The organism is Wolbachia endosymbiont of Dactylopius coccus (assembly GCF_977011065.1).
Genome location: NZ_OZ347065.1, coordinates 293,941 through 309,648, shown reverse-complemented (window position 1 = coordinate 309,648; position 15,708 = coordinate 293,941). Strand labels below are relative to the sequence as shown.

The window sequence follows — 15,708 nt, the reverse complement described above, 5'->3', positions numbered from 1 at the left end:
CAATGATTTTGCTTAATATTCTATTATGAATTCCCGTACAATAAGATCCATTTTCATTCTTCGTGAGCCTTTAACTAGAATTGCGTCATTATTCTGAATAATGTTAGCTAAATCACTTTTCAATTGATTAGAATCATTAAAATGCGCGCCTTTTATATTATCTGGCAAAAGCTCATGCAATTCTGACATAAATTTACCAACTGTATAAATTTTATCTATATTATTTTCTGTGACAATCTTAACCAAATCTGTATGAAATTCTATGCTTTTATCACCAAGCTCCAACATATCACCAAGCAAAGCTACTTTTCTCTGATTAGAATATGTACTCAAAGTTTTTATTGCAGTTTTCATCGAAGCAGGGCTGGCGTTATAGGAGTCATCAATTAAATGTATATATTTTTTATTGTATTTGACCTTATGAATATTGCCTCTACCTTTCGTTACACTAAAATTCTTAAGTGCAAGTGGTAATTTTGATAAATCAAGTCCGAGGCTCTGCACAACTGCTGCAACAGCAAGTAGCGAATAAGCAAAATGCTCACCTTGCACACGTAAATTACAGTTTATAATTTGATTATCACTCAGCCTGATTTTTAAACTTAATCTATTAGCAACTCGGTTTGATGTCATTCCAGCGCGTGACGCTGGAATCCAGTCTTTATTATACAACCGTCTGATATGCTCATTTGCAATTGAACTTCCTGGATCCCAGTGTCTGGGCACTGGGATGACAGAAGATAGTGCTGAAATGACAGAAGATTCATCGTTTCTTATTAAGTTTAGTAAACAAACTTCAGCATTTTTATCTTTACCGAAGCTTATTACATTTCTATTGGCATGTGATGAGAGATAATCATAATATTTATTATCTCTGTTTAAGACCAAAGTACCATTACTTTTCATACCATATAGAATTTCTAACTTCGCTTGTGCAACGTCAAATAGTGATGAAAAATTTTCAGTATGTGCAGGTTCGATGTTGGTAATAACTGCAATATTTGGATTACTAATCTTTGATAATTCTTTTATTTCACCAGCTTTATTCATTCCCATTTCAAGGATTAAGTACTGGCAGTTTTTTGGAGCTTTTAGAATTGTCAAAGGCAATCCTATATTATTATTTAAGTTACCTTCGTTTGCATGGGACACTCCATATTGCGATAAAACAGTGTGCAGCATATCCTTTGTAGTGGTTTTCCCGACACTGCCTGTAATTGCAATAACTTTAGCATCAACAAGAATATTTCTAATATAGTATGATGCCATATCGTGCAAAGCTTTCAGGGTATCTTGTACAATAATGAGAGGGAAATTTTTATATTTACCCTCACTTACTATTGCAGCGGCAGCCCCTTTTAAAAACGCTTCATGCAAAAAATTATGGCCATCAAAATTCTTTCCCTTGAGTGCAATAAATAAATCACCTTTTTTTATGCTTCTTGTGTCCGTTGAAATATTTGAGCTATGTATCCAATTACAACCATTTACGTCTCTTCCGCCAGTTGCATCAATGATATTATTTGTGTTCCATTTACACATAATTTAGAGTATTCTTTATAATAAATTGAACAATAAAAGTAGCGAAAATACTACATGTTTTAGACAATGTATAAATAATGGTTGCAATCCCTATAATTCTATCTTATAATGGATATAGAAGTTTAAATTTTTTCGTCTATAATTAAAATGTATTTAGTTGTAGAAAGTAACTTGGAGGTATGTATGCCAAAAAACGACCAAAATGAAGAATCTACTTCTATACTAGCTAAAGTTGGTAATGCAGCTTCGGGAGTAGGAAGTTTTCTGGGTAGAGGTGTAAAAGTCCTAGCCAAGGGTGCAGTATACCCTATATGGCCAAAGAATTGGTTTAAGTCTTGGGATGAAATGCGGCACGACATAAAAAATGGCGGGCGTTCTATTATTGGCAACCCACTTGAAGAATACGACCCACCCATAAAAACCACACAGGCTAGTGAAGATCTTGGTATACAAATAATAGAGCAAAAGAAAGGGACAGGAAAGGTAGCTTTTTTAGCGTCAAGGACTCTGACGGGAGATATACCTTATTTGAACGATGAACAATTGGGTAAAGTAGGTTTACCGAATGTAACTATTTTCAGAGAAGAAAACAAAATTGTAATTGAAATTAACGTTAAGGAAATAGCTAACACTATTAAAACTAATCCTGATAATAAAGGCAAGAGCGAGAAAGAAATAAAAGAGCTTGTTCTTAAAGGAATTGCTAATAAAGTTGAAGACGACCTCAAGAAGTTTGCAGAAATGACTGATGGAGAATTTAAAGTTCACACAGACTTAAAATTGCTGTATGGTATTGCAGAAAAATTGTATCGAGAATACGATAATCAGAACAAACCATCAGAAACTCTAAGGTCAGCACAAACTGGAAAGTCACCAGGGCAGTCTTCAGAAACTGTTACAAGTACAGATGAATTAGTAAAATCTTTTAACATCACTAATCCTAGCGAGTTTCCTTTTGGTAAAAGTAAAGAAGCTATTTCTCCTATAAAAAATATGCAGTTATCAGAACAAGATATCAAAAAGCAAGTAGAAGGATTGGAAAGTACTTTTTTGAATTTTGAAGATGTTTCTGGTGAAACAATAAAACCACTATCTACACCTAATGTAGAGAAAAACGAAGAAAGAGGAAAAGGTCGCTTTTAAAATATGAGCAATGAAGTTTATGATAGCGATAACATCTTTGCTCAAATATTAAGAGGTGAGTTACCTTGTGAGAAGGTACATGAAAATGAAAATGTACTAGCTTTTCGTGATAAGTATCCTGACGCACCAGTTCACATTTTAGTTATACCAAAAAATCAATATATTTCATACGATGATTTTATTCTAAAAGCTCCTGAAGAGGAAATAGCGGATTTCTTCAAAACTGTAAGAGAGATAGCACACAAATATAATCTAGAAAAAACAGGATATAGATTAGTCACTAACTACGGTGAAAATGGAGAGCAGGTTGTACCACACTTTCACGTGCATATTTTAGGTGGTAAAAAGTTAGGAAAGCATGTAAACTCATAGTGTTATATGTTTTGTTAAATGAGCGAATATTTAACCATAGTAATCTTTATCTGCGTATCAATTGTAGTATCTTTTGCTTTAGGTATATTGCCTATGTTTCTTGCAGTGAGTAAGCCAGATGGTGAAAAGCTTTCCACATATGAGTGTGGCTTCAATCCACTATCCAGTGCAAGAAAAAATTTTGACATTAAATTTTATCTAGTTTCAATATTATTTATAATATTTGACTTAGAAATTGCTTTTCTTTTTCCTTGGGCTGTTTCTTTATCTAAGATAAGCTATGGTGGATTTTGGTCTATGATGGTATTTCTTGCAATACTCACTATAGGTTTTATCTATGAATGGTGTAAAGGTGCATTAGAGTGGGAGTAGTTTATGACAAATCAAATTCTATCTAATGATGACTGGGGTCGTTATAAAAAAGAAGGGTTTCTTGTCACTAAATTTGGTGATTTAACAGATTATGTAATGAATTGGGCAAGGTCTGGTTCATTGTGGCCAATGACATTTGGTCTTGCATGTTGCGCAGTTGAGATGATGCATACTGCATCCAGCCGTTATGATCTTGATAGATATGGTATAATGTTTCGTGCAAGCCCACGTCAATCAGATGTGATGATTGTTGCTGGCACACTAACTAATAAAATGGCAGCAGCATTGCGCAAGGTTTATGATCAAATGGCAGACCCGAAGTATGTTATTTCTATGGGAAGTTGTGCAAATGGTGGTGGTTATTACCATTACTCTTATTCAGTAGTCCGAGGCTGTGATAGAATTGTGCCAGTTGACGTGTATGTCCCTGGATGCCCACCAACCGCTGAGGCGTTGCTATATGGAATGCTATGCCTACAAAACAAAATAAAACGGACTCGGAATGGATAAAACTGCAAAGTATATACAAAAAAAGACCAAATGCGAGTGCATTCAAAAAGATGATGGCATTATTATAATATATTCAACTTTAGATGAAATTGAAAAGCACCTATTCTTTCTACGTGATGATGAAAAGTGTAGGTTTGAACTATTAGTTGATATTTTTGGGGTTGACTATCCAAATAGAGAGAAGCGTTTCGAGCTAATATACAATCTGCTCAGCATTGTGCATAATATTAGAGTACACATAAAGCTTCAGTTATGTGAAAGCGACATGCCTCCAAGTGTAGCGAAGATATTTAGTACGGCTTTGTGGTTTGAGCGTGAAGTGTTTGATATGTATGGAATAGAGTTTTCTGATCACCCTGATTTGCGTAGGATTCTAACAGACTACGGATTCAAAGGTCATCCAATGTTAAAAGATTTCCCTCTCACTGGTTATGAGGAAGTAAGATACGATATAGAGGCAAAAAAGGTTGTGTATAATCCTATAGATTTACCGCAAGATTTTCGTATGTTTGATAGCTTATCGCCTTGGGAAGGTAAAACCATAAAAGTAAATACAAAGGAGTAGAAAATGACAGTACAAAGAAAAAAAATATCTTTAATCGGTGCAGGAAATATCGGTGGAACTCTCACCCATATGATTGCACTAAGGGAACTCGGTGATGTTGTTTTACTTGATATTAGTGATGGAATACCACAAGGTAAAGCACTTGACATAGCAGAATCATCCCCTATTGATGGATTTAATGTCAATATTACTGGCACAAATAGGTATGAAGATATAAAAAACTCCGATGCAATTATAATAACCGCTGGCATTGCCAGAAAACCAGGAATGAGCAGGGATGACCTCCTGCAAACCAATGCTAAAGTAATGAAGGAGGTTGGCGAAAATATTAAAAAATATTCTCCAAACGCGTTTGTAATAGTGGTTACCAACCCTCTGGATGCCATGGTTTCAGTGGTGCATAAATTTTCAAACCTTCCAGCTAATATGGTTGTTGGAATGGCAGGAGTGCTTGATTCTTCCCGTTTTCGTTATTTTCTTGCAAGAGAGCTAAATATCTCAGTTGAGGATGTGTCTGCCTTTGTGCTTGGAGGACATGGTGACACTATGGTACCACTCATTAATTGCACTTCTATCGCTGGCATTCCACTTACCCAAGTTATCAATATGGGTCTCATTACGCAGAAAAAAGTTGATGAAATAGTGAAGCGCACTCGCAATGGCGGTAAAGAAATAGTTGATCTGCTTAAGTCTGGATCTGCATACTACGCTCCTGCATCTTCAGCTATATGCATGTTAGAATCATATTTAAAAGATAAAAGGCGTATATTACCATGTGCTGCTTACCTTAATGGTGAATATGGTGTAGAAGATTTGTTTATTGGTGTTCCTGTAATTATTGGAAAAAACGGAATTGAAAAGATCCTAGAAGTTAAAATGAATGATAGTGAACAAGAAATGTTTAATAAGTCTGTAAACTCGGTGAGAGAGCTGGTGAAATCTTTAGGTTCATAAGCAAATTAATGGTTTTATAGAATTTCCTTGTAGCTCAAGTTTCGTAAACAACCTAAAAAAGTTGCTTGTGGTTACCTTCGCTACTTGTTCTGGTGACTCATTCCACAACTCTGCCAAACAATCAACAACGTATTTCACCATTGCTGGTTCATTCTTTTTTCCCCTATAAGGCTCAGGTGATAGATATGGTGCATCAGTTTCGACTAAAACACGCTCGCGTGGTACATTTTGTGCAATTTCTCTGAGTAAGCTCGCATTTTTAAAAGTAATAATTCCAGAAAATGAAATATATAACCCTAAATCTATAGATTGATAAGCAAGCTCTTTAGAGGAAGCAAAGCAGTGCATTACTCCACCAAAAGTGCCAGTTTTCATTTCTGATTTTAATATATCAATCATCTCATCATCAGCATTTCTAGTGTGAATAACTAAGGGCAACCCAGTTATTCTTGCTGCTTCTATGTGTGATGCAAAACTTTTTTTCTGATTGTCTTTGTTGTCAGATTTATAAAAATCTAACCCGGTTTCACCGATACTAATTACCTTTTGACTCTTAGTAAATTCAACTAATTCATCAGCATGTATACACTCACCGTTTTCTATAGCAGCATCAAGTGGATGTATACCAACAGAGAAGTAGACTTGATCGTAGGATGAAGAAATTTTTAATAATTTAGGGATATCATCAATGCTTACGCATATGTTATGCAAAATTTTTACACCATTTTGCTCTGCCCTTGAAATTACTTTTGGTATTTCATCATCAGAAAAATAAATCAAGTGGCAATGAGAATCTACTATCATGAGCTTATTGTTGAGGCTTTTATTATAGAAGAAAACTCTTCTATCACTGTCTTATAAACTTCTTTTTTAAATGATATAGCATTGGCTACTAAATCATCTATACTTTGCCAACGCCACTCTTTGAACTCTGGATGATCAGTATAATTAATATCAATGTCCTCATCCTCTCCGCAAAACTTCATTAAGAACCACCTTTGCTTTTGACCAGAATATTTTCCATTCCAGCATATTGGTATAACTTCTTCAGGCAAGTTGTAGTATATCCAATCCTTGCTTTTAGTTATAACCTTTACTTTATTAGTACCAACCTCCTCTAGCAACTCACGTAACGCTGCTTGTTCCAGTTCCTCACCATCATCAACACCTCCTTGTGGCATCTGCCAGTAAGAATCGCTATCAAAGCGTTTTCCAATAAAGGCATGTCCTTGTCTGTTAAATAGCATTATGCCAACACAAGGACGGTACTTATCTTTCTGCTCAACCACGAGTACGCTCTGTTTTTAAATGATTTGTTACAGAAGTTTTAATTAATTTTCCATTTTCTTCTTTCTTCATCTCTTCAACAATTTTCTTTGCAACTTCCTTTGCACTCAAGTTCGAGTTATCAATTTCAAGCGAACCCTCAGGTATAAATAGCCTTTTCCCTTCAATTTTCTTTATAGCAAAATCCGGATCAGTAATTTTATTTTCCTGATATCTCTCTTCTGATTGGACACGTCTTACTAGTTTTTCATTATTACAATGTAATACTACAGAAAAAATTTCCATATCCATTTTTTTACTTAAATTTACCACTGAGTTATATAATCTTTGGTCATAGGGATCACCCTCTATCAATTCATTTGTAAATATATAATGTTTTGATTTTACGTAGTGTTTTTCCAGTATTGCTAATACATTTTCCCTAACTGCAAAAATTTTTTCCCATAGGTCATCTGGAACTTCAGCGTTTTGTAATTTAACAATATCAAATATAATATTATTGAATAGATTATTGCTTACTATTACTGCACCAATGATTTTACACAGTTCCTTTGCAGTAGTAAACTTACCACTGCCTGGAAAGCCGATTAAGTAGATGAGAGTCTTGCCCATAATGAATACTAGTAAAAAGCTATTTTCAATTATATAAAAAGTATATACATTGTACATGCTAAAAACATGATGATAAAATAGATGCAGGTAATACCTTTAACAAGTAGTTGCGTTGAAAATAGTTCATATTTAGAAATTTTGAGTATATAATTATAAATGAATCATATAACCTGTAAACAATGCTTAGCAATATGGAATCGATAAGAAGTACAATTGAAGAGATAATAGATCAAAATAAAGGTCATGATATAGTAACTTTTGATGTGCAGAATAAAACCGTTATTGCAAAATATATGATTATTGCATCTGGTGATTCAAGTCGCCATGTGAAAGCGTTAGCTGAGCACGTAATAAAAAGCCTCAAGCGACATGATAAAATAGATGTAGAAGGTATGGATGAAGGCAATTGGGTAATTTTGAATTTTCAAGGCATAATGGTTCACATATTCAGGTCAGAAGTAAGGGAGTATTATAAAATAGAAGAATTGTGGAACTGATTGCCTGGGCCATTCAAGTACAACTGTATAAGTATCGCACCTTTAGGATAGCTCCCCAAGAAAAGGTGTCATCCCAGTGCTTGACACTGGGATCCAGAAAACTTAATTATAACGCTTTTGATATGAAAAACTGGATTCCAGCGTCACGCGCTGGAATGACATCATCATCGATATCTTCAATGACAATGTTCACATATAAAATAACATGCTAAAAAGATTATGAAACACGCATCTGAATTTTTAAATTTTATCCAAGAAAGAGGGTACCTATACCAATGTACAAATATTGAAGGGTTAGATCAGCTATTATCCGAAAATAATCATATAGTCGCATACATTGGGTTTGATTGCACAGCACCAAGTCTTCATGCTGGTCACCTAATTCAGATTATGATGCTCCGTCACCTGCAGAAATTTGGTTATAAGCCGATAGTCTTACTTGGAGGTGGCACAACAAAAATTGGTGACCCATCCTTCAAAGATAAAGCAAGAAGCATCTTGCCCGTAGAGAACATCAATCAAAATACATCCAGCATAAGGAGAATATTAGAGAAAATGGTGTCTTTTAATGACAGCAAGACTGGTGCAATGATAGTAAATAACGCAGATTGGTTGGATAACATAAAATACATAGATTTTTTGCGTGATATAGGAGCTTATTTTTCTGTAAATCGTATGCTAAGTTTTGATAGTGTGAAAATCAGGCTGGATAGAGAGCAAACCTTAAGCTTTCTGGAATTTAATTACATGCTATTGCAGGCTTATGATTTTGTTGAGTTGAATAAAAAGCATGGCTGTCGTCTGCAGATTGGAGGGTCAGACCAGTGGGGAAATATAGTAAACGGAATTGAGCTTGGAAAAAAGTTGAATTTACCTGAGCTGTTTGGCCTTACTGCCCCTCTTTTATTGAATGCTCAAGGAGTAAAAATGGGCAAAACTGAAAGTGGAGCAGTGTGGCTTGATGATAATATGCTAAAGCCTTACGACTACTGGCAATATTTTCGCAACGTTGATGATCAAGATGTTGGACGTTTTTTGAGATTGCTCACTGATGTGTCAATTGATGAGATCAAAAAGTTAGAATCCTTAAAAGACCAGGAAATAAATGAAGCAAAAAAAGTTTTAGCAACAGAGGTGACAAAAATATGTCATGGTAACAAAGAAGCGGAACTTGCACTATCTGCTGCAGTCTCTGCTTTTGAGAATGAAGATAGCTCACTACTTCCTGATTACATCATAAAAAAAGAACAAGTTGCAAGTGGCATATCCTTAGTAAACCTACTGCATAACATCGGTTTTGAACCATCAAAAGGCGCTGCAAAGCGTTTAATACAGGGCAATGGATGCAAAGTTAATGATAATATCATAAACGATGTTAACTATATAATAAATTCCGAGAGCTTTAAAGGTCAGTCATTTATAAAATTATCTGCAGGAAAGAAGCGTCATGTTAAAGTTGTGGCAGATTAGGTCTCGAAGGTAAGAAAACAAATTTTGTACAAGTGAGAAATTATGATACGAATGACTTAAGTCAAATATATTTATCTCAGCATAAGCCTATATCAAATCTTTTTTTAACTTTGGGTATTACTACATTCCGTGAAGCATTAAAGTATGTACATGAACTGCCTTACGGACGTAATAACAATCGTACAGATTATTTATCGGTAATTAGTGAGAAATGTGGTACATGCAGCACAAAGCATGCACTTATATATGAGTTAAGTTTTGAGTGCGAAGTTGCTATGACGTTACACATAGCAGTTTTTATGATGAGTAAAGTAAACACTCCAAAAATCTCTGCAGTTCTAAATGAGTATAACTTGTTGCAAATTCCGGAAATGCACTGCTACCTTCGTTATAAAAATCGAATTATTGATATAACTTTTCCAGAAAATAGTGCCTCACTAGAACTGACGGAGGAAGAGAAAATTGAGCCAGAACACCTTGGAAACTATAAAATAGAAAAGCATAAACAATTTATTGAGAGCTGGCTGATCAGTAACCCAACCATACCGTATAACATGGAGCAAATTTTCAAAATTCGAGAATTATGTATAAAGCGATTGGAAAGATAGTAGAAAGCGAAATTCTATTATATATAGCTAAAGTGGCTTAGGTTTACCTACAATTTGAAAAACAAAAATTCGTCATTCCGCTGCTCGTTAGCGGAATCTATGCTGAGATACCGCGGCGGTATGACGTAGGGAAACCTTTCTTGAGTTAGCTATAGCACTATAAAATTGTCCGCAGGGCCATATAAAAGTCGTGGTGGATTAATAAATTTTTATGGAAGAAAGGATATATTAGAAAATTGAGGGCTTTATATATGAAATAAGGAGGCAAAAATGAGATTATATTATAAAGATATCAAAAATCTTCTTAAAGAATCTTACCTCTCTAGCGGAAGAGATTATTTCAACAAAGGAAAAGTACGGAACGTATCTATCAACAAATCTCACGCTAAATCAGAGGTGGTTGGATCAAGTGTATATCGGGTAAAACTAGAATACGATGGTCCATTCCTTAGTGGAAAGTGTTCCTGTCCTGCATTTGTGTATTATGGTCCGTGCAAGCATATGGCTGCAACGGGTTTTGCTTTGATTGATCTTGACAGAAAGGAGTATTGATCATCTATGTGCCCGGGATATGTTGATGAACAAACTCTCCTTGAAAGGTTTTTACTTAAAAAAACAAACAAAGAGCTCATTTCAATAATTGTTCGTCTAGGTGACCAACATCCAGAAATTTTTGAAGAACTAGAGGATGAAGAATACGAGCAATTCACTCAAAGTAAGTTTTCAAAATCCGAGAATTATGTATAAAGTGATTGGAAAGATGGTGAGATCAGGTAATCTATAGCTGATCCAAGGAAGGCATCATACCGCCGCGGCGCTAACACGTATCCGTTCAGCCAATGGCGTCAACTTAAGGAAAAATATCAGCGATAGTGTATAAAATTTCTCTCTAAATTTTTTATCATTAAATTATCCAAAGAGTGCAATAAACAGCACTTTTGTTTCTGTTTTATTTCAACAAAGAAGTCTAAAATGTGTCCTTAAGTTGACGCCATTGCCTGAACGGATACAAAAAGTTCGTTACTTAAGCTTAAAAAACGTGTATGATAGCGTTATTTCACTTAAATCTTTTGTATTACTATCAAGCATTATCTCAGGATCTATATAGAAAGATACGGGCATAGCTGCTTTTTGTTTTGGTAGCAACATTTGCTCTTCAAAACAAAAGCATGCAACTTTATTGAAATACTTACCTGCTTTGAAAGGCGTAACGTTATATACTGCCATTCCAAATGAAGGCTGATCAGATAGATTTTTTGCGTAATAAAATGCTAAACTTTGTTCTCCTATGTTTACATCAACGTAGTTAGTTTCTGATTTAAATTCCCAAGGTAGATCGGACATTATATCAGCATTGAAGTAGACCCTGATTTTTTGGTCAGTTGCACTTATTGTTGCATTAATTACTTTTCTTGTTGTGCCACCATATCCAGTAGCTTTACAGAAGATGCTATATAGAGGCACCGATGCATATGCAAGACATAACATCAAAAAAACTAAAGATATTAAAAAGAAAACTATAGAACTCTTACTGCCTTTCCTTAAAAAGGAAAACATCTAATCCCTATTGTTGAACAAGTTAAGTAACCTGAGTAGATTGAGAAATATATTAATAAAGTCAAAATAAAGATTAGTTGCACCGAGTATTGCCAATTTAGTAGTAGCAACTTCTGATCCGTCATTATGTTTATAATAAACGTCCTTGATTCTTTGAGCATCATACGCAGTCATTAAGGTAAAGACTATTACTGATATGAACGATATTGCAAAGTGGAGAGGACTACTTCCAAGAAATAAATTTACTATAGACGCAATGATTAACCCCCAAACTCCCATAATCAAGAAAGAGCCCATACTTGTAAGATCTCTTTTTGTAGTATTGCCATATAAAGCCATAGAGCCAAACATGATTGATGTAATGAAAAACGCCCTTGCTATATTTTCTGCAGTATAAACTATAAAAACATAAGATAAGGAAAGCCCCATTAACACTGAGAACGAGAAAAATATAGTAACGGCAGACTGAGCACTTAGGTGTTGAATTCTATAAGACATGTAGAACACCAATGCAACCGGAGATAACATTACCACAAGCGATAGAACGGGATTAGAATAAATTACTTGAAAAAGACCAGAAAATACTGTTAAAAATGCAACAAGCCCTGTGACGCCCAAAGCTAAAGCCATGTAATTGTATACTTTAGTTAGGTAACTTCTAAGCCCAGCGCTATAGTAAACGCCTTGAGAGCGAATATCCTGTTCATTTCTCATATAAGACATAATATAACTCCTTTTATCCATTATTTAACACATTATAATATAAAACCACATTTTTATCAAGTGTTTTTATTATAAACAGCTATGCGCTGGCATTTGTTTTAATATAAATAGAATATAGGCCTATTGCTGCTGCATTTGAAACATTTAAACTGTTAATTGCATTTGACATTGGGATTTTTAAAAGATAATCACAATTTTCTTTAACTAACCTCCGCATTCCTTTCTCTTCAGAACCAAAAATAATTACTCTTTTTTGGCCAAAGCTCTTTATTTCATCTATATCCTCGCCAGCGTTACAATCAAACCCATAACACCAGTAGCCGAACTTTTTTAAATACTGCATAGTTTTTACTATATTTGTAACGTATATTAGCGGGACAATATCTAAAGCTCCACTTGCTGCTTTTGCAATAGATGCATTTTCACTCGGTGAGTGGTTATGTGGTAAAACCAATGCGTTGACATTAAAACAAGCTGAAGTTCTTAAAATTGACCCAATATTGTGCGTGTCAGTGACTTGATCTAAAATGACTATAGTAGAGCTTTCGTTTGAGCTTTCAGCTATTTCTTCGATACTTAAATTATGAAGAATAGGAGCAACTTTTAAAGCAATTCCTTGATGATTAGCACCTTTAGATAAAACGTCATTAAGTATTTTGTTTTCTACTAATCGAACTTTAATGCCCTTACTATTTGCACATTGCCTAATTTCTTTTTCGTGTTCTCTATAGAAATTTTCTGTTGCTAACAGTTCTATACACCGCCTATTTTTATTCTTCAGTGCTGACATGCAGGTGTGCTTTCCATACAGCCAAAAATTCTCATTAGTTTTTGACGATTTCATCGTATTATTGAAAATCGGGTTTTTATAGAATAAGCAACATTTTACTATGTTTGGATATTGTTGTAAAATTATACAATTCGATTAATGCGTTTATGTCGGACGATGAGTTGGATTGGCAAAAAAATGTTAAGCCAATAGAATGTGGAAAAGTTACTTTGAAAGTTGATCATAAAGTAAATATAAAGTCTATGGTTGATAAAGGTACCTCCAACTTACAAAGGAATTTTCTTAATACCAATAATAGTAACTCATCATTTTGTCTTGATCAAAACACAAAATCAAAAGTTGATAGGGGTAAATATTTTATAAGCGATAAGCTCGATTTGCATGGCTATAATATAGAGGATGCTTACTGTAAATTGATAGATTTTATTATCAAAAATTATCGAGCAGGAAATAGATGTTTATTGGTAATTACGGGATACGGCAGTGCAACAAATAAAACAGACACTATAAAGAATAACTTAAATAAGTGGTTAAATGATACTAAAATCCAGCATATGGTTCTATACTACCAGCAAGCTAAGAAAAAACATGGTGGTAAAGGGGCTTTTTATGTTTTATTAAGAAGGCTTAGGCCCTATTAGCTGCTTAAGTTTCCTTTTAAGCCTTAATTTTTCTTGTATAGCCATATAAAAACCAGTGTTCGGCAGCGCGTTACGCACAATTGTACAAACATTGTAGCCGTCATTCAAGTAGTCCGCAGAAGCGAAAAACTTCCTTGACAAACTCCTCCAGCCCCCTTATCATGAAACTGAAGCTATTTATTTATCTTCTCTGTACAGATTAAATGACAAAAAAACTCAACGTATTTGGCGTCCCATGTTTAATTTTTTGCACTATGTGTACCTTATGTCTTTATCAAATGACTTTGTTTATGTTGGATTTTCACCAACTGTTCTCCAAGCACTTCTTGGCGCACCATTTCTTCCTCTCAAATATTGGTACGTGTATGTATATACATATAAATGTTAAGAATAATACAACAACACGGAACACGGTAGTGATAAAGAAGTTGTAATTTAGCAGTAAGTATTATTAATAACTTAAATAATACAGCCACTTTCAGCAACCAAAAACAACAACCCTGAAATACAAAAGTTTCTTTTCCTTCAGTAGCATTATTCTAAATTTTCATCAAAATAAGCTGTTTTATCCTTTTTTTCCTTATACTCTTCTGCAGTATAGAGAGGTTGCTTCTTAGCTGTGATATTTGGCCATTTTTGTGAGTATTCTACGTTTATGTTGTAAAATGACTTGAAAGTTTTTTGTTCGCTGCTCAGCAACTCTTCATCTAGTTCTAAAATATCTTTTATGGAATCATCAGTTACAATTGCATCCACCGGACACTCAGGTATGCACACTCCGCAATCAATACATTCATCTGGGTTAATCACGAGCATGTTTTTACCTTCATAGAAGCAGTCAACGGGACATACTTCCACACAGTCCGTATATTTACATTTTATGCATTTATCTGTAACAAAATGCGTCATAAAACACTGTATATTTGCATTATCTTGGGTACACTAAATTGATAAGAAATTCAAGCCTTTTATGAAGATAAATAAATTGAACAACAAAGAATTAGAAGTATGGTTAAGCTTGGCTAGAACTATAGGACCAATAAAGTTTTTTAGTATACTAAGAACACATGGATCGCTAGATGAGGTGTTGAAATATCTCAATAGGGTGGCTAATAATAAGGTGTATGGCATTCAAGATGCACGAGAAGAAATCAATAATGCAGAAAGAATTGGAGCTAAAATTATACCCGCATGTGACCCAGATTACCCTGATCTTTTAAGAAATATCTCTAGTTGTCCTCCTGTAATAACTGCGCTTGGTGATATATCATTATTAAGCCGTGAGATAATTGCAATAATCGGTGGGCGTAACTCTTCAATGAATGGAAGAAATTTTGCCAATAAGTTGGCACTTGATTTAAGCGAAGCTGGTTTTGTTATTGTTTCTAGACTTGCAAAAGGAATCGATACTGCAGCAAACAGTGTAATATACAAAAATCATCCCACTATTGCTGTTACAGCAAGCGGAATTGATGTGGTGTATCCAAAAGAGAATTTTGATCTATACAAAAAAATCACTGGGAACGGTGGTTTAGTAATTACTGAGCTTCCATTTGCTACTAAACCAAAGCCTCAATATTTTCCTCAGAGGAATCGAATTATATCTGGTTTATCGCTGGGTGTTGCAGTGATTGAAGCATCGAAACGTTCTGGCTCTCTAATAACAGCAGATTTTGCTTTAAATCAAGGGAGAGAGGTGTTTGCAGTTTCTGGTTTCCCTTTAGATTCACGCTGTAGTGGTAGTAATTATTTAATTAAAAACGGTGCTAAACTTATCGAATCCGCTGATGACATAATAGAGAGTGTTAGGTTTAATTTACCTCCGCAGCAAAAAAACCTATTTGATGTTGAGCACTATGCTGTTAACCAAAAACAAGAAAAATTACAACAGGCAAAATCTGTTATAGTTGATCATATTAACTCTGTACCTATTGATATAGATGAACTTATATTAGCAAGCGGACTTTCTACCAACATAGCTCTAATGGCTCTTTTAGAACTAGAGTTGGAAAACAAAATAGAGCGTTCACCGGGGAATAAAATATCGTTAATTTTCTAAGCTATA

22 protein-coding genes are annotated in these 15,708 nt (G+C 34.6%); 14 read left to right on the top strand and 8 right to left on the bottom strand.

Features of this window, described 5'->3' with window-relative positions; translation table 11 throughout:
• Nucleotides 1–12: 12 nt before the first annotated feature.
• Nucleotides 13–1,542: a UDP-N-acetylmuramoyl-tripeptide--D-alanyl-D-alanine ligase gene (locus tag ACWHVF_RS01645; protein WP_064125294.1), complete on the bottom strand. Its 1,530-nt coding sequence runs from the start codon at nt 1,540–1,542 to the stop codon at nt 13–15.
• Nucleotides 1,543–1,725: 183 nt separating this feature from the next.
• Here ACWHVF_RS01645 and ACWHVF_RS01640 point away from each other — a divergent pair, with 183 nt between their 5' ends.
• Genes ACWHVF_RS01640 through mdh form a run of 6 tightly spaced genes read left to right on the top strand, consistent with a single transcriptional unit; the run spans nt 1,726 to nt 5,458 of the window.
• Nucleotides 1,726–2,685: a hypothetical protein gene (locus tag ACWHVF_RS01640; protein ID WP_447933098.1), complete on the top strand. Its 960-nt coding sequence runs from the start codon at nt 1,726–1,728 to the stop codon at nt 2,683–2,685.
• A 3-nt stretch (nt 2,686–2,688) separates the two neighbouring features.
• A complete protein-coding gene (locus tag ACWHVF_RS01635) occupies nt 2,689–3,057 on the top strand; it encodes an HIT domain-containing protein (RefSeq protein WP_064125295.1) in 369 nt (122 codons plus the stop codon).
• Nucleotides 3,058–3,075: 18 nt separating this feature from the next.
• Nucleotides 3,076–3,429, top strand: a complete 354-nt coding sequence (locus ACWHVF_RS01630) for an NADH-quinone oxidoreductase subunit A (protein WP_006279576.1) — start codon at nt 3,076–3,078, stop codon at nt 3,427–3,429.
• A 3-nt stretch (nt 3,430–3,432) separates the two neighbouring features.
• The gene (locus ACWHVF_RS01625; protein ID WP_006279574.1) at nt 3,433–3,939 is read left to right on the top strand and encodes a NuoB/complex I 20 kDa subunit family protein; all 507 of its coding nucleotides are present in this window, start codon (nt 3,433–3,435) and stop codon (nt 3,937–3,939) included.
• On the top strand, nt 3,932–4,504 hold the full coding sequence (locus ACWHVF_RS01620) for an NADH-quinone oxidoreductase subunit C (protein WP_064125296.1): 573 nt from the start codon (nt 3,932–3,934) through the stop codon (nt 4,502–4,504). Before ACWHVF_RS01625 ends, ACWHVF_RS01620 begins: the two co-directional genes overlap by 8 nt.
• A 3-nt stretch (nt 4,505–4,507) precedes the next feature.
• The gene (mdh, locus tag ACWHVF_RS01615) at nt 4,508–5,458 is read left to right on the top strand and encodes a malate dehydrogenase (RefSeq protein WP_064125297.1); all 951 of its coding nucleotides are present in this window, start codon (nt 4,508–4,510) and stop codon (nt 5,456–5,458) included.
• On the opposite strand, the gene ACWHVF_RS01610 is transcribed toward mdh, so the two are convergent.
• Genes ACWHVF_RS01610 through ACWHVF_RS01600 form a run of 3 tightly spaced genes read right to left on the bottom strand, consistent with a single transcriptional unit; the run spans nt 5,453 to nt 7,357 of the window.
• The gene (locus ACWHVF_RS01610; protein WP_064125298.1) at nt 5,453–6,262 is read right to left on the bottom strand and encodes a TatD family hydrolase; all 810 of its coding nucleotides are present in this window, start codon (nt 6,260–6,262) and stop codon (nt 5,453–5,455) included. The two genes, mdh and ACWHVF_RS01610, sit on opposite strands and share 6 nt — an antisense overlap.
• On the bottom strand, nt 6,259–6,747 hold the full coding sequence (locus ACWHVF_RS01605; protein ID WP_064125299.1) for an RNA pyrophosphohydrolase: 489 nt from the start codon (nt 6,745–6,747) through the stop codon (nt 6,259–6,261). Before ACWHVF_RS01605 ends, ACWHVF_RS01610 begins: the two co-directional genes overlap by 4 nt.
• Nucleotides 6,740–7,357, bottom strand: a complete 618-nt coding sequence (locus ACWHVF_RS01600; protein ID WP_064125300.1) for an AAA family ATPase — start codon at nt 7,355–7,357, stop codon at nt 6,740–6,742. Before ACWHVF_RS01600 ends, ACWHVF_RS01605 begins: the two co-directional genes overlap by 8 nt.
• A gap of 179 nt (nt 7,358–7,536) precedes the next feature.
• Between ACWHVF_RS01600 and rsfS the strand changes: the two genes are divergently transcribed.
• The 6 genes from rsfS to ACWHVF_RS01570 all read left to right on the top strand — a co-directional run bounded on the left by rsfS (nt 7,537) and on the right by ACWHVF_RS01570 (nt 10,679).
• Nucleotides 7,537–7,854 (top strand): ribosome silencing factor, encoded by a 318-nt coding sequence (rsfS, locus tag ACWHVF_RS01595; RefSeq protein WP_064125301.1) that lies wholly within the window; start codon nt 7,537–7,539, stop codon nt 7,852–7,854.
• Complete coding sequence (locus ACWHVF_RS01590) at nt 7,845–8,066, top strand: hypothetical protein (RefSeq protein ID WP_156488213.1); 222 nt, start codon at nt 7,845–7,847, stop codon at nt 8,064–8,066. Before rsfS ends, ACWHVF_RS01590 begins: the two co-directional genes overlap by 10 nt.
• A 7-nt stretch (nt 8,067–8,073) precedes the next feature.
• A complete protein-coding gene (tyrS, locus tag ACWHVF_RS01585) occupies nt 8,074–9,324 on the top strand; it encodes a tyrosine--tRNA ligase (RefSeq protein ID WP_064125302.1) in 1,251 nt (416 codons plus the stop codon).
• 32 nt (nt 9,325–9,356) lie between these two features.
• Nucleotides 9,357–9,932: a hypothetical protein gene (locus ACWHVF_RS01580; protein WP_082860931.1), complete on the top strand. Its 576-nt coding sequence runs from the start codon at nt 9,357–9,359 to the stop codon at nt 9,930–9,932.
• 270 nt (nt 9,933–10,202) lie between these two features.
• The gene (locus tag ACWHVF_RS01575; protein WP_064125303.1) at nt 10,203–10,484 is read left to right on the top strand and encodes an SWIM zinc finger family protein; all 282 of its coding nucleotides are present in this window, start codon (nt 10,203–10,205) and stop codon (nt 10,482–10,484) included.
• A 6-nt stretch (nt 10,485–10,490) separates the two neighbouring features.
• A complete protein-coding gene (locus tag ACWHVF_RS01570) occupies nt 10,491–10,679 on the top strand; it encodes a hypothetical protein (protein ID WP_064125304.1) in 189 nt (62 codons plus the stop codon).
• Between the two features lie 273 nt (nt 10,680–10,952).
• Here the strand turns inward: ACWHVF_RS01570 and ACWHVF_RS01565 are convergent, their stop codons facing one another.
• The 3 genes from ACWHVF_RS01565 to rlmB form a co-directional block, all read right to left on the bottom strand.
• A complete protein-coding gene (locus ACWHVF_RS01565; protein WP_064125305.1) occupies nt 10,953–11,489 on the bottom strand; it encodes a cytochrome c oxidase assembly protein in 537 nt (178 codons plus the stop codon).
• A complete protein-coding gene (locus ACWHVF_RS01560) occupies nt 11,490–12,212 on the bottom strand; it encodes a Bax inhibitor-1/YccA family protein (protein ID WP_010962942.1) in 723 nt (240 codons plus the stop codon). It lies immediately after the preceding gene.
• A 79-nt stretch (nt 12,213–12,291) separates the two neighbouring features.
• Nucleotides 12,292–13,056, bottom strand: a complete 765-nt coding sequence (gene rlmB, locus ACWHVF_RS01555; protein ID WP_064125306.1) for a 23S rRNA (guanosine(2251)-2'-O)-methyltransferase RlmB — start codon at nt 13,054–13,056, stop codon at nt 12,292–12,294.
• A gap of 92 nt (nt 13,057–13,148) precedes the next feature.
• On the opposite strand from rlmB, the gene ACWHVF_RS01550 reads away from it, so the two are divergent.
• Nucleotides 13,149–13,643, top strand: a complete 495-nt coding sequence (locus ACWHVF_RS01550; RefSeq protein WP_064125307.1) for a Smr/MutS family protein — start codon at nt 13,149–13,151, stop codon at nt 13,641–13,643.
• 534 nt (nt 13,644–14,177) lie between these two features.
• Here the strand turns inward: ACWHVF_RS01550 and ACWHVF_RS01545 are convergent.
• On the bottom strand, nt 14,178–14,552 hold the full coding sequence (locus tag ACWHVF_RS01545; RefSeq protein WP_064125308.1) for a ferredoxin family protein: 375 nt from the start codon (nt 14,550–14,552) through the stop codon (nt 14,178–14,180).
• A 61-nt stretch (nt 14,553–14,613) separates the two neighbouring features.
• Here ACWHVF_RS01545 and dprA point away from each other — a divergent pair, with 61 nt between their 5' ends.
• Entirely contained in the window at nt 14,614–15,702 is a 1,089-nt protein-coding gene (dprA, locus tag ACWHVF_RS01540) for a DNA-processing protein DprA (protein ID WP_064125309.1), read from the top strand.
• Nucleotides 15,703–15,708 lie beyond the last annotated feature (6 nt).